General features: G+C 27.7%; 14 protein-coding genes. 11 read left to right on the top strand and 3 right to left on the bottom strand.

Annotated features, from left to right (window positions below):
• Window positions 1–2: 2 nt before the first annotated feature.
• Together ACY1IQ_RS04700 and ACY1IQ_RS04705 are read right to left on the bottom strand one after the other, a co-directional pair.
• Complete coding sequence (locus ACY1IQ_RS04700; protein WP_461612874.1) at window positions 3–626, bottom strand: TrkA C-terminal domain-containing protein; 624 nt, start codon at window positions 624–626, stop codon at window positions 3–5.
• 570 nt (window positions 627–1196) lie between these two features.
• Entirely contained in the window at window positions 1197–1505 is a 309-nt protein-coding gene (locus tag ACY1IQ_RS04705; RefSeq protein WP_454055094.1) for a winged helix-turn-helix transcriptional regulator, read from the bottom strand.
• Window positions 1506–1756: 251 nt separating this feature from the next.
• Between ACY1IQ_RS04705 and ACY1IQ_RS04710 the strand changes: the two genes are divergently transcribed.
• The 11 genes from ACY1IQ_RS04710 (at window position 1757) to ACY1IQ_RS04760 (ending at window position 13324) form a co-directional block, all read left to right on the top strand.
• Complete coding sequence (locus ACY1IQ_RS04710; RefSeq protein ID WP_461612875.1) at window positions 1757–2566, top strand: pirin family protein; 810 nt, start codon at window positions 1757–1759, stop codon at window positions 2564–2566.
• Window positions 2567–2578: 12 nt separating this feature from the next.
• Window positions 2579–3196: a nitroreductase family protein gene (locus ACY1IQ_RS04715; RefSeq protein WP_461612876.1), complete on the top strand. Its 618-nt coding sequence runs from the start codon at window positions 2579–2581 to the stop codon at window positions 3194–3196.
• Window positions 3197–3411: 215 nt separating this feature from the next.
• The gene (locus ACY1IQ_RS04720; protein WP_461612877.1) at window positions 3412–3570 is read left to right on the top strand and encodes a zinc-ribbon domain-containing protein; all 159 of its coding nucleotides are present in this window, start codon (window positions 3412–3414) and stop codon (window positions 3568–3570) included.
• Between the two features lie 444 nt (window positions 3571–4014).
• A complete protein-coding gene (murA, locus tag ACY1IQ_RS04725) occupies window positions 4015–5301 on the top strand; it encodes a UDP-N-acetylglucosamine 1-carboxyvinyltransferase (RefSeq protein ID WP_461612878.1) in 1287 nt (428 codons plus the stop codon).
• 231 nt (window positions 5302–5532) lie between these two features.
• Window positions 5533–6159: an acetate uptake transporter gene (locus ACY1IQ_RS04730; protein ID WP_461612879.1), complete on the top strand. Its 627-nt coding sequence runs from the start codon at window positions 5533–5535 to the stop codon at window positions 6157–6159.
• A 378-nt stretch (window positions 6160–6537) separates the two neighbouring features.
• Window positions 6538–7023, top strand: coding sequence for a hypothetical protein (locus tag ACY1IQ_RS04735; RefSeq protein ID WP_461612880.1), 486 nt, complete (start codon window positions 6538–6540; stop codon window positions 7021–7023).
• Between the two features lie 457 nt (window positions 7024–7480).
• On the top strand, window positions 7481–8788 hold the full coding sequence (locus ACY1IQ_RS04740) for a class 1 isoprenoid biosynthesis enzyme (RefSeq protein WP_461612881.1): 1308 nt from the start codon (window positions 7481–7483) through the stop codon (window positions 8786–8788).
• Window positions 8789–8997: 209 nt separating this feature from the next.
• Window positions 8998–9474: a Cys-tRNA(Pro) deacylase gene (ybaK, locus tag ACY1IQ_RS04745; RefSeq protein ID WP_461612882.1), complete on the top strand. Its 477-nt coding sequence runs from the start codon at window positions 8998–9000 to the stop codon at window positions 9472–9474.
• A 324-nt stretch (window positions 9475–9798) separates the two neighbouring features.
• Window positions 9799–11556, top strand: coding sequence for a helicase-related protein (locus ACY1IQ_RS04750; RefSeq protein WP_461612883.1), 1758 nt, complete (start codon window positions 9799–9801; stop codon window positions 11554–11556).
• A 271-nt stretch (window positions 11557–11827) separates the two neighbouring features.
• Window positions 11828–12388 (top strand): GNAT family N-acetyltransferase, encoded by a 561-nt coding sequence (locus ACY1IQ_RS04755; protein WP_461612884.1) that lies wholly within the window; start codon window positions 11828–11830, stop codon window positions 12386–12388.
• Window positions 12389–12745: 357 nt separating this feature from the next.
• The gene (locus ACY1IQ_RS04760; protein WP_461612885.1) at window positions 12746–13324 is read left to right on the top strand and encodes a CD3073 family putative ECF transporter S component; all 579 of its coding nucleotides are present in this window, start codon (window positions 12746–12748) and stop codon (window positions 13322–13324) included.
• A 62-nt stretch (window positions 13325–13386) separates the two neighbouring features.
• Here ACY1IQ_RS04760 and ACY1IQ_RS04765 read toward each other — a convergent pair whose 3' ends face one another.
• Entirely contained in the window at window positions 13387–14190 is an 804-nt protein-coding gene (locus tag ACY1IQ_RS04765) for an N-acetylmuramoyl-L-alanine amidase (protein ID WP_461612886.1), read from the bottom strand.
• Window positions 14191–14298: the final 108 nt, after the last annotated feature.

Below are 14298 nucleotides of genomic sequence, written 5' to 3' on the forward strand. Positions count from 1 at the left end.
TTCTAATCATCGGATAAAAATATTTTTGCAGAGTTATATACTTTTTCATCACCTATAAGTAAAAGCACATCACCTTTATTAAAGGTTGCATAGGGGCCAGGGGAAAGTATAAGGGAGCCCTTTCTTTTTATTCCTACAATAGTGGCTCCTGTATTTTGCCAAAACTTAGCTTCAGAAATAGATTTACCGATTAGCTTACAGTTATCGGGAATTTTTATTTCTAAAGGCGTTACTGGAGTTATATTGCCTAATCTGCCAGAGTGGTCTACTATTTTATTTATAGTTTCCATTATCTCGTCTTCAAGTTTTCGCTTTTTAGCAATTAAGTCCGCAAGGGTAGTCTTACAAGAAGCAATACTTTCTATATTTTGAAATTTATTTATAAATTTAAAAGCATTATCTTTTGAAAGAACAGTTATTCCACTTCCTTTAGATGATTGAACTACATTCACATCTTCTAAAAGTTTTATTGCTCTTCTTATAGTTTCAGGAGAAACATTATATTTTCCTGCCAAAGTAGAGCGACCATGTAATTTTTTTCCTTCCTCAATATCTCCTTTATATATGCCACTGGCTATATCCAAAGCTATTTTTTGATATATAGGCATTGAATAATTTTCATACATAAGCTTACCTCCAAGTATACCAAGTTAACTTAATTCTAGAAGTAAGTTGGTTTTAAGTCAAGAGTAAAGTATACCTTTAGAAAAAGTTGCTAATGAAGAATTGACAATTGAGGTTGAAATTAATTCTTATGAATTAATTTCTTTAACTATTTTTACTAGCAATTTTATTGCTAGTTTTCTCCACCTCTGGGGAACAGCAGTGAAGCCCTTTAGAGTTCCACTGAGGTGCAGTATAGTTTGGAACAATACCTAAAAACTCAAACCAATATTAATGGAGATAACTAATATAATTTAAATATTAGTTAATGTATTAAATATTATTTTATATCATACTGCACCCCAGGGGTATATTTTAGAGTTTAGTTTATGTATTAGGCTTATTCAGGTATTTTAATTTCTCTAATATTTTTTAATATGTTATATACCCCAGGGGTGGAAATTAATTTAAAACTTCTCCATAAAGGAGAAGTATCAATAATTGTCAATTATCCGTCGTCAATTCTCAATTGTATAAGTAATAGTAATTCTAAATCAAGTAACTTTAATTTTTAAGATTTATACAAAAATTCTCTATACCCATTTCTCAGCCCAATTTTGGACTTCTATCATAGCTTTTTCAAGTTCTTTACCTTTTTCAGTAAGCTCATATTCGATTCTTACAGGAGTTTCAGCGTAAACTATTCTTTTAATTAATCCTTCTCCTTCTAATTCCTTAAATCTTTCTGCTAACATTCTATCACTAAGCTCTGGAATCATAGTTTTTATGTCAGAAAAACGTTTAGGACCACTTAAAAGTACTTTTATTATAAGTCCAGTCCACTTTTTACCTAGTAATGTAAAAGCATATTCAAATTTAGGACACATATGAAATTCACTCATCATATCACCTCTTATTCTAGTATGTTATAAATGCTTAAATTTATGAAAGAGTTACTACTACAATTATAATTTAATTTCTATAAAAATAAAAGTAAATATAAAAAAATTAAAAACTTACTTGACAATATATACTTACTTTTAGTACAATACTTACATAAAATAAGTTAAATGATTTTAATTAGTTTTACGAAAAAACAATAAAGAATAATTAATAAAGAAAATATATACAATATGGAAGAGGAGGTAATCCTATGATAAAGATTATAAATGGCGAAGCTGTTAAAGATGGAGCTGGAGTAAAACTCAATAGAGTTATAGGAAGTAGAAATTTAGATAATGCAGATCCTTTTTATCTTCTTGATGAGTTTAGAAGTGATAACAAAGGTGATTATATGGCAGGTTTTCCTATGCACCCTCATAGAGGAATTGAAACTATAACTTATATGGTAGAGGGCAGTTTTAAGCATAGAGATTCAAAAGGAAACGAAGGAGTGCTAAATTCAGGGGATGTGCAGTGGATGACTGCTGGAAGAGGAATACTTCATGAGGAAATGCCATTGATGGAAGAAGGAAAATTATGGGGATATCAACTTTGGCTTAATCTCCCAAAGGAAAAGAAAATGATTGAACCTAAATATAGGCATATAAGTAATGAAGAAATTCCTATTATAAAGGAAAAAGGAGTTCTAATAAAACTTATATCAGGGACATATAAAGATAAAAATGGAGCTACAAATCCCACAGTACCAGTAGATTATATAGATGTTAGAATTAATGATGGAAGATTTGAAAAGGAAGGAATGGAAACAGTTCTTTTATATGTTCATAGTGGAGAGATAAATGTAGAAGCTCAAGGAGAAAATGCAGCTGTGAAATCTGGCAATATGTGCTTTATAACTGGTGGTGGGAATATAGAAGTTATAGGGGAAGGCGGATTTTTATATATAAGTGGAAATCCACTTAGAGAACCAGTTGCAAGATATGGACCTTTTATAATGAATACCAGTGATGAAATAATTAAAGCAGTAGATGATTATAATAATGGAGTTTTTGATAAATAGGAGGGATTTTTTATGGATTTAAAAAAAGTATATGAGGAAAGACGAGCAATAAATTTCTTTGACCCTAGTAGAGATATTAGTGAGGAACTTTTAAAGGAGATAATAGATTTGTCAGTACTTGCACCTTCTGCTTTTAATCTTCAACCTTGGAGTATAATTGCAGTAAGGTCAAAAGAAGCTAAGGAAAAACTTTATAAACTTTCAAATAATCAACCAAAGGTTTTAGAGGCACCAGTAACTTTGATTATAGTTGGAGATAAAAATGGATATAATAAAGATAATCCAGTATGGCAAGAGTTTCGTAAAATTGTAAATGACGATGAGGAAGCTATTAAAAATACGCAACAAGCTGCTTATAATTTATATGGAACTTCAGAAGAAAATAAAATTAAATTTGCTGAAAGTAATGGTGGATTATTATCAATGTCTATAATGTATGCAGCTAAAAATTTTGGGGTAGACTCTCATCCGATGAGTGGAATTGATTTTGAAGGTATAAAGAAAGAATTTGAATTAAGTGAAGATAAAACAATAGTAATGACAATATCCTTAGGATATTTAAAAGAAGATAAAACATTATATCCTAGAAGAGCTAGAAGAGGATATGATGAGATAGTAAAAGTACTATAAGTCATTTGAAAAATAGCTAGTCATCACTGTAAAAAAATTATTAGATTATTTTAAGAAAGTATTGATTAGTATATAAAAACATGATATAATAAAGAAGTTATCAGTTAAATAACTATAACATAAAGATTTAATATGATTAAAACATTCCCTTTTTAGGTGTATCGAGTAGATCGTTTTTTAAATCTTAATATAAATAAAAAGGAGAAATGTTTAAAATGGCAGATAAGAATTTAGTATGTAAAGATTGTTCAAAAGAATTCGTTTTCACTGAGGGAGAGCAAGAATTCTACAAAGAAAAAGGATTCGAAAATGAGCCACAAAGATGCCCTGAGTGCAGAAGAGCTAGAAAACAAAACAGAGGATTTCAAAGATAATTAAACAGTAATAAATTACCTATAAGAAGCAATTCTTATAGGTTTTTTAATTTTTTAAATTAATACTACGTAGTTTTACATTCATATGAATACCTTCCTACTTAAATACATACTCTATGACTAACTTAAATAACTCACAATTCACAATGCAAAATTCATAATTATGGTTGAAATCAATTCTTTATGAATTAATTTCTTAAACTAATTTTTTACTAACAATAATTTTTAATTCTCAATTGTATAGAAGATACTTATAAGAATTTATATTAAAGTAGTTTTCTTTTATAAAGACGTATGTTAAATAAAAATAATAAAGATAAGAAAAATGAATAAAAAGTAAAAGATATTAATAAAAACTTATAATTGTTAACAAATATTAACAAACTGGAAGTTAGATGGTATAATATAATGGAAATTAGAATACAATTAAGGATGGTTTTTTATATGCGATGGATAGAGCTTAAAAGGAAGAAACATTTAAATGGATGTGTGAATATACCAGGAGCTAAAAATAGTTCACTTGCATTAATGGCAGCATGCTGTTTGAGTGATGAACCAATTATACTTAAAAATGTACCCCATATTTCTGATGTAGCTTTGATAGAAGATATAAGTAGAGATATTGGATTTAATATAATTAGTAAAGAAGATTATTTATTACTTGACCCAACAAATATATTAGGAGCTGAAATTGATCCTAAAAAAGCTTCAGCTTATAGAGCATCTTATTACTTTATTGGAGCATTACTTTCAAAATTTAAAAAAGTTACTTTAGGATATCCTGGAGGAGATAACTTTGGAAGTAGACCTATTGACCAGCATATTAAAGGATTAAAAGCTTTAGGAGCAGATTTTAAATTTTATAATGACTATTATGTAGTAGAAGCGGAAGAGCTAAAGGGTGCTGAGATATTTTTTGATATAATTTCTAGCGGTGCCACTATTAATCTTATGCTTGCAGCAGCTAGAGCAAAAGGAAAAACCATATTACAAAATGCTGCAAGAGATCCTGAAGTCGTAGATTTAGCTATTCTTTTAAATAAAATGGGAGCTAATATTAAAGGAGCAGGTACTAGTACAATTGTTATAGAGGGAGTAAATGAGCTTAAAAAATGTAGCCATAGGGTTATTCCAGATAGATTAATTGCAGGAACTTTTTTAATGAGTGCAGGAATTGCTGGAGGAAATATTACAGTGGAAAATGTTATACCTGAACATTTATTATCTTGTGTAGCCAAGCTTGAAGAAACAGGATTACATATTGAAACAGGAGAAAATTATATAAGAGCAATTAAAGAAGGTAATTTAAGAGGGGTAAATGTAAAAGCTTCGATGTATCCAGGTTTTGCTACAGACCTTCAACAACCATTAACAGCAATGCTTGTAGAAGCAAATAGTCATAGTATGATAAAAGATACTGTTTATCCAAATAGAATTAATCATTGTTTTGAATTAAATAAAATGGGAGCAGATATTATAATTAAAGAGGAAGGTTTTGTAATTCCAGGTAATCGTAAATTAAGAGGAGCACATGTTCATGCTAGTGATGTTAGAGCTGGAATATCTCTTATTCTAGCAGGATTAGCAGCAGAAGGGACTACTTATATAACTGGTATAGAGCATATAGAACGTGGATATGAAAATATTATAGAGACATTTTCCTCTATAGGAGCAGATATTAAAATATGTGAAGATAATAATATGAAAGAAAGCGAATTTGTTGTTTGCTAAAAGATATAAAAATTATATTTTTGAAATAAAATTTATTAAAAAACTCCAATGTTTTGACATTGGAGTTTTAACTATCTTAATTTTAATTTCTCAAAAAACTTTCTTATGGGAATTAAAATCTATATAAGCCTAATATTTTTATTCTTTGAATTGACATGATAAATTTTCTTTGATAAAATTTCCTAGTTAAAATATTTAATAAAATTTAAATGAAAACTAAGGAGAAGATTTATGAATGAATCAAAAGAGGTAAAAATAGTTACTGCTGACCCATCTGGGCTGGGGCTTTTTGGATTAGCAATAATTACACTTGTAGCTTCTTCGCAGAAGCTTGGAATTACTCAAGGGGTATCATTATTATTGCCTTGGGCAATATTTTTAGGAGCTTTTGCACAGTTATTTGCTTGTATCAATGATTTTAAGCATAATAACACTTTTGGAGCAACAGCTTTTGGAGGATACGCGTTTTTCTGGTTCGGAATGGCATTAACATGGTTGATTCAAAATGGAGTATTTGGAGAAAAGCTTGCTACATCAGTAGATCCTAAGCAATTAGGTTTTGCATTTGTAGGGTATTTAATTTTTACTATATTTATGACTATTGGAGCTATGGAAACTCATAAGGTATTATTTAGTATTTTTTTATTTATTGATTTTTTATTCTTAGGGTTAAGTATGAATTTCCTTGGAATTATGCCAGAACTTGGTCATGAGATTGCTGCATATTCTGAATTTATAATTTCTATACTTTCATTTTATGGTTCAGGTGCTGCAGTTTTAAACAAACACTTTGGAAGAGAATTCTTACCAGTTGGTAAGCCTTTTGGAATATTTAAGGCATCTTCAAAAAATAACTAGCTATTTTATTTCATATGCCTTAAAGCAGTAATTATTAATATAGAATAAAAGTGAAATGTATTAAGCGAAAACTTTAAAGTTACAAAAATAATCTCTGCAATAAGGACAACCTTACTGTGGAGATTATTTTTTATCAATTAGAAGATTTTTTAATGTATTGTATTTTAAATAGCTTAAATCATGAAGCTATATTTTTGTTTATTTAAAAAACTTATAGATGGTATCCTGTTCATAAATAATTGGTATTGGAAATCAAAGAGAATTATTATTAGAATTAAGGTAAAGTAAATTTTATATATTATTAGTAGTAGGAAGATAAAATCTATAGATTTATATTTAACAGAGTTGTAGTTTTATGGTATTAAGGAGGAGATTTCTTTGGATAATGATACTTTGAAAAGCTTAAGACCAGAAATTAGAGAGAGGATTATGAGAGAGGAATTAGGAGAGGAAAAGTGCAAAATATTAGATAAATATGATCTCTATCCAAATGGAAGACTATATTGGGAAAGAATACAGGAAAAATATCCTGTACAGGAGTACTTCAGTCATAAATTTGCTAAAAAAACTTCAGCCTTAGGTATGATATTTCATATATATAGGTTATGCTTTGCAAAGACGAAATATTTTGAAAATAATTGGGAGTATTTTATCCCTTGCATATATGATTATAAAAAAGGTTTTATAGAAACAGAAATTTATAATATGGAATATATAAAACAAAAGGATACAGGAATAATACTAGATTTAAGAGAATTAGCTAAAATAAAATGGATTAGTGACTTTAGACAAATATGCAATTATTTAGAGGAAAAACAAAAAGAAGTAGAGAATAGTAAAAGTCATAATGAAAAGGGAGCATGATATGCAATTGACAATTGAAAATGGACAATGGACAATTTAGGAAACTTCTCCTTTGTAGGAGAAGTTTTAATTTTATTTTTTGAAGTTATGAAGTAACTTTTTATAAGAACTAGCAATGAAATTTCTACTCAATTATGTATTATGGTATTATAACTACATCTTTTGATTTTTTAATTTTGTGCAATATATGTAATAATAAAGTAGAGATTAGATATAGATATAGTAATACTTAGGCAATTGAGAATTGACAATTGACAATGGAGAATTATTGATACTTCTCCTTTATAGGAGAAGTTTTGAATTGATCTTTTTTTGAAGTTGCGTAGTAACTTCTTATAAAAAATTAACGATATAATTGCTAGTAAAAAATCAATTAAAGAAATTAATTTCAACATAAATTGTCAATTGTCCATTCTCAATTATTCATTGCTTAAGTTGTTTTTAGGGGTAATAATTTATGAGGGAGAATATGAATTTAATGACAAAAGACAGATTGGGGTTAAATGATTTATATAAAAATATTTGGTGGAACACAAATAAAGATTTTCCAAAGTTATATGGAAAGGTCAGTTATTTTGAAAAAATAAAAATGGAAAAACAGACAGATAAGTTTATTAACGAAATTATAAAGGTAATAGAAAGTTTTCCTAATGAAGATACAAAGAAGAGGCAATGGAGAGATAGATTTAATAATATAATAGAAGAGTTTATAAATAAATCTCCATTAATTAATAGTAAAGATAAGGAAATTTTATTGGATAGAGAATTACTGAAAAGTACAGAGGACTTTATAAATGCAGCAAAAGCTTTTGACAGCAATATTTCCACAGAAGATATAGGTCAAGCCATGAGAAATGTATGGATAATGAATATACTTCAAATGTTATTTGGGATGAAAATAGCATTTACTGACTCAATATTTGGATATAGCATGTTATATCCCTATACAGATAATTATTTAGATAATCCCCAAATATCAAAAGAAGAAAAAATAAATACTAACAAAAGACTAGAAAAAAGATTAAAAGGTAGGTTAATTGAGCCAAATAATGAATATGAAAAGAAAGTATTTGATTTAGTATCAAAAATTGAAAATACTTTCGATAGAGAAACTTATCCTGAAGCATTTCAAAGCTTAATATATATTTATAATGGTCAAGTAAAGAGTATGATTCAGCAAGGAAAGAGAACATCACCTTACGAAATCGATATTTTAGGTATATCAATAGAAAAGGGTGGAAGCTCTGTTTTAGCTGATGGTTACTTAGTTAAAGGGAAACTAAGTTATGAAGAAGCAAGATTTTGTTATGGATATGGAATACTTCTTCAAATATGCGATGACTTACAAGATGCAACAGAAGATTTAGAAAATAATCATATGACTATAATATCTCAGTTAGCGGAAAAGTGGGATTTAGACAACATAACTAATGGACTAATAAATTTTACTATTAACTTGATAGATGGTGTAGAATGTTTTCAATGTAAAAATATAAAGGAGATAAAACAGTTAATAAAAAAGAATTGCTTACAATTAATATACTTTGCTATAGCAGCAAATAAGAATTTATATAGTAAAAGTTATTTTAAAGAAATAGAAAAATATTTTCCTTATAGAAGAAGATATATGATAAAGCTTTTTGATAATTTAAAAAAGAAGTTTTCAAACATGAATGAAAGTTATAATGGAGTAAGTATAGAAGAGATAATTAAGTACGGGCTATTAGGTGAAGAAGTTAATTTTAATTTAATATATAATAATTAAAAAATTAAAGTGCACCTCAAATGTTAGACACCTATAACATTTGGAGGTGTATTTTTGTATTATGAGAAATTAACTATCTTTCAAAGAAATTATATTTTTATAAAATTATATATTATAATAAAGATATGTTTATAATGATATATAAGAAAAACTGGCATTTATAGATATAATTTATGCAGTAATATATATTTACGAAAAGAGGTTAAATTATGGCACAAGCGAAAACAAATGCAATGAGAATTTTAGACCAAAAAAATATAGAATATGGAATTATAACTTATGATAATAAGGATGGCAAAATAGATGGTATTTCTGTAGCAGCGAAGATTGGCAAGGATGTATCTGTTGTATATAAGACATTAGTAACTCAAGGGAGCAGTAAAGAAATCTATGTTTTTGTAATACCTGTTAAAGAAGAATTAGACTTAAAAAAAGCATCCAAAGCAGCTGGAGAGAAAAAGGTTGAAATGATACATGTTAATAATATATTGAAATTAACTGGCTACATAAGAGGAGGATGTTCACCAATAGGAATGAAAAAAAGTTATAAAACGTTTATAGACTCTACTGCTAAAGATATAGAAAAAATTGTTGTAAGCGGTGGAAAAATAGGAACGCAAATAGAGATATCTCCAGACAATCTTTTAAGTGTTATAAATGGAGAATTCCAAGATATAATAAAATAAATTAACAGAGAATTAGTTTTAATCAAACTAATTTATTCAACTAATCTTTAACTAGCAATATATTTGCTAGTTTTTTATTTAATGTGACTGTGTTATTTTAAAATAAATTAATTATAAATTTCTCAGCAATTGCTGAGAAATATCCACAATTGTGAATTTTGTATTGTGAACTGTGAATTGAAATAAGTTATGAGTTGAAATGATTTAAGGATATCGTTATATAAACATATATGTCAAATATTAAAGGATATATTGTACATGGATTTATCTTAATAAGAGCAAACTACAATAGAATCCAATAAAAGGACGGTGTAGTTAGAACTTATGAAAAATAAAGCAGCAGAAAGAAATTTTAAGAAGATAAAAAGTGAGTTTAATCATATTGAGAATATAGTAAAACATAGCAAATCTTATAATCTATGGGAACATGAAGCAGCTATAAGAAAAAAACTTAGAATGTTAAATGAATACAAGGGATCAGATGTTAAAGAATATAAAACAATTTATAATAAATACCTAGAATTATTAAATTATGCGTCGCAAAAGCTTTTACAGGATTATAATTATAAAAATAATACAGATTTTAATTTTAAAGATATAGTAAAAGAGAAAGAAAGTTCATACCTTAAATCAGGAGTTATGGGACTTCTTATTACGGATCATATTCCTAAAATAGTGGCTAAGGAGTTCGAGGAGCTTTTCCCTTTAAATCCTAAGGATGAATATAAAGAAGTAAGAAAACTTAAAAGAAAATTTTATCTCCATCTTGGTGAAACAAATACGGGAAAAACTTATAATTCAATACAAAGACTTAAAAAGTATTCAAAAGGTATTTATCTTTCTCCACTAAGAATACTTGCTTTAGAAAATTATGAAAGACTCAATAAAGAGGGAGTTAAATGCAATTTAATAACTGGTGAAGAAGAAATTATAATTGAAGGAGCTACACATATTTCTTGTACCATAGAGAAATTAAATATAAATGAAGAATACGAAATAGCTATAATAGATGAAATTCAAATGATAAATGATGATCAGAGAGGAGCTTCATGGACTAGAGCGTTATTAGCATTAAACTGTAAGGAAATACATATTTGTGGTGCTATAAACTCAAAAGAGCTATTAATAGATATATTGGAAGATTGTGGAGAAGAATATGAAATAAAAGAATATAAAAGAGATATACCACTTATCATGGAATATAAGCAATTTTCCTGTAAAGATGTTAAACAAGGAGACGCTTTAGTTGTATTTTCTAAAAAAAGAGTGTTAGAATTGGGAAGTCTTTATTCAAACTTAGGGATAAAGTCAAGTATGATATATGGAGATTTACCGCCGGAGGTTAGAAGGAAGCAGTATGAACAATTTATAAATGGCGAAAGTAGTATGCTAGTATCTACTGATGCTATTGGTATGGGAGTAAATTTACCTATAAGAAGAATAGTGTTTATGGAAATTAAAAAGTTTGATGGAAATGAAGTAAGATATTTAAATTCTCAAGAAGTAAAACAAATTGCAGGAAGAGCTGGAAGAAAGGGAATTTATAATGAGGGATTCGTAGCTTCTTATGGTAATACCCAAAGGTTTATTAATGATAATTTAGAAATAAAGGATGAGCTTATAGAGTCAGCAGTTTTAGGACCAAGTGAAGAAATTTTAAAAATTAAAACCTTACCTTTAAGAGAGAAATTAGCATTATGGAGTACTATAGAAGAAACTATACCCTATTATAGAAAGATGGATATAGGAGAATATTTAATTGTTTTAGATAGCATTAAAAATTATAAATTAGATGAAGTAATTCAATGGAAACTTTTAAAGATACCTTTTGATGTGAGCAATAAAGATATTATGAATTGTTTTCTTTATTATATGGATGAAATATTTATTTCTAAGAGTAAAAAGATTACAAAACCTACATATAAATTTAAAGATTTGTATGAGTTAGAAGCTTATTATCAAAAAATAAATTTATATTACTCATTTTCTAAGGCTTTTAATTTAAATTTTGATGAAGAATGGGTTTATGATGAAAGAATTAAGGTTAGTGATGATATAAATCATATATTGGTAAGAATATAATTTCATAAAATAAGGAACGTAATTGTTAGTTTTTCACCTCTGGGGAGCAGCTTAATCAATGGAAAATTGATAAAGGATAATTGACAATTGATGTTGAAATTAGTTTTAATTAAGCTAATTTTTTACTAGTAGCATAATTATTAATTTTTTATAAGAAGTTACTTCATAACTTCAAAAAACAAACCAATTGAAGACTTCTCTTATAAAAGAGAAGTAACGATAATTGTCCATTGTCAATAGTCAATTCTCAATTGAATAAAGGGGGATATTTATGAATACAGATTTATTAAATTATATTTTAAAGAAAATACAATTAAAAAACGACCAAGAATTAGTATTAAGAAAACCTATGATAGAGGATGCTGAAAGAATGATTGAGTACATTAATACTGTTGGTGGAGAAAGTGATAATTTACTATTTGGTAAGGACGAATTTCATCTTACTGTTGAGCAGGAAAGAGAACATATTAAAAATATAAATAATGCATCTAATTCACTTATGATTTTGGGAATTATAGATAATAATATTGTTAGTATTGCACAAATTACTAGTTCTAACAGAAAAAGAATAGCTCATAATAGTGAAGTTTCTATTTCTGTTAAAAAAGATTATTGGAGAAATGGAATTGGTAGTGCTGTAATGGAAGAGATAATAAAGTTTGCAAAAGAAAGTGGAAGGATAAAAAATATAAGCCTTGGCGTTAGAGCAAGCAACATTAAAGCAATTAAAATGTATGAGAAGCTTGGATTTGTAAAAGTTGGACTTCATAAAAATTACTTCAATATAAATGGTAATTTTGATGATGAAATATTAATGGATTTATATATTTAATTATTAAAATAACTTTCTTATTAGCAATTTTATGGCTAGTTTCCACCTATGGAGAACTTAGTCAATGAATAATTCACAATTAAAGTGGATATTAATTCTTTACGAATTAATTTCTTTAAATAGATTTTTTTAGTGGCGAACATTGTTCGCCATTTTTATATATTTAGAAATTTTTGTACTTAATTGTATAAATAATATTTTTGTTTCAAATAGATGAGGTATTATTGATTATTACTTTCAATTGTACTTTATATTTCAGAGTATATATAATTGATTTGTAATTATATATATTTACATTTCTGTTTTATTTAGTATTAGTATAGGTTAGTAAATTTATACTTCATTGGGGGGATAAAATTGAAACAAAGTAAGTCATTTATTTTAGCTATAAGTGCATTATCTGTAGCTATAAATATTGTTTTAGGAACTTTAGTACAATTTTTAAAAATTCCGTTAGTATTTTTAGATACTATAGGAACTATATTAAGTGCAACATTATTTGGCCCATTTTATGGTTTTATGGTAGGGGCTGTTTCAAATATACTAAGTCCAATACTTTCAGGAAATCCAAAAGATATTCCGTTTTTTATTGTTAATGCTATGGTTGGATTAATTGTAGGACTAATTGCTAAGAAATTTAAGTTTAATATAAAAACAGCAGTTATAACTGGAATAATTTTATCAATTGCATGTCCTTTAGTGGGAACACCAATAGTTGTCTATGTTTATGGTGGTGTTACAGGATCAGTTAATGATATATTCTTTACAATACTTAAAAGTTCTGGATCTAAAATTTTTTCATCAGCATTCATACCAAGAGTTGGAGGTAATATAGTTGATAAAATCTTTTCTTGTGTATTAGTCTCATGGGCTTTAACCACAACGACTTTAAAGAATAAGTACAATTTACAAAGAAAAAAGTCAGAAGTTATCTAGGCTTAAATTATTTTTTATATAAAAAATGGCTGTTGATTTTTCAACAGCCATTTCATTAAATTTTAAAGCTCATATACAGCTATAAAACAATCGAAACCTTTCGCTTTTAATTGTTGAACTCTGCTTTCAGCATTAGCTCTAACAGTATATGAACCGGCAATAACTCTATAATATCCATCATTGTAATCTATAAATACGTCATTTATACCAGCAGATTTTAAATCTTGAACTCTTCTATCAGCATTAGCTTTTTCACTATATGAGCCAGTTACAACTCTATAGTAAGTGGTTGTCCCACCACCAGTCGACCCTCCAGAAGGTTCTTTTCCAGTCAATCCTTTAACTATAGCTCTTGCAAGTTTATCTGATCCTGCATTCTTGTATGCGTTGCAATCTTTAGAAGTTGATACAAAGAAAGGTTCAATAATTATTGCAGTCATACTAGTAGCAGATAATTCATATAAACCAGTAGAAGCTTTAGCACCACGGTTTGAAAGTGATAATCTAGAAGCGATTTCTCTACTTATATTAGTTGCATAGTTCTGTGCTGCTGATGAGCCAGTATAATACCAAACTTCACTTCCAGTAGCAACATCAGTAGTATAGGCATTAACGTGACAGCTAATAAATAAATCTGCCCCCCAACTATTAGCTTCACTAACACCTGCACTAAGTGCTGAACTAGAACTTGAATATTTTCTTTCATCAGGATTAAAGACTTTTACTGTATGCCCCATATCCTGTAGATATTTAACGACTTTAGGTGCATATTCTCTTATTACTGTATATTCGTTTAAATAACCAACTGCTGAAGTATTGCTACCATTTGTTAAAATTTCATGACCAAATCTTACGAAAATTTTCATTTTAATAGACCCCCCACATATTTTATTTTTTATTAGATTAACTAAATCCAATTAATAAGAATGAAATTTTCGCAAAAGTGTAAACATTTATTATAAATATTAAATTAA

The organism is Clostridium sp. Marseille-QA1073 (genome assembly GCF_054863625.1).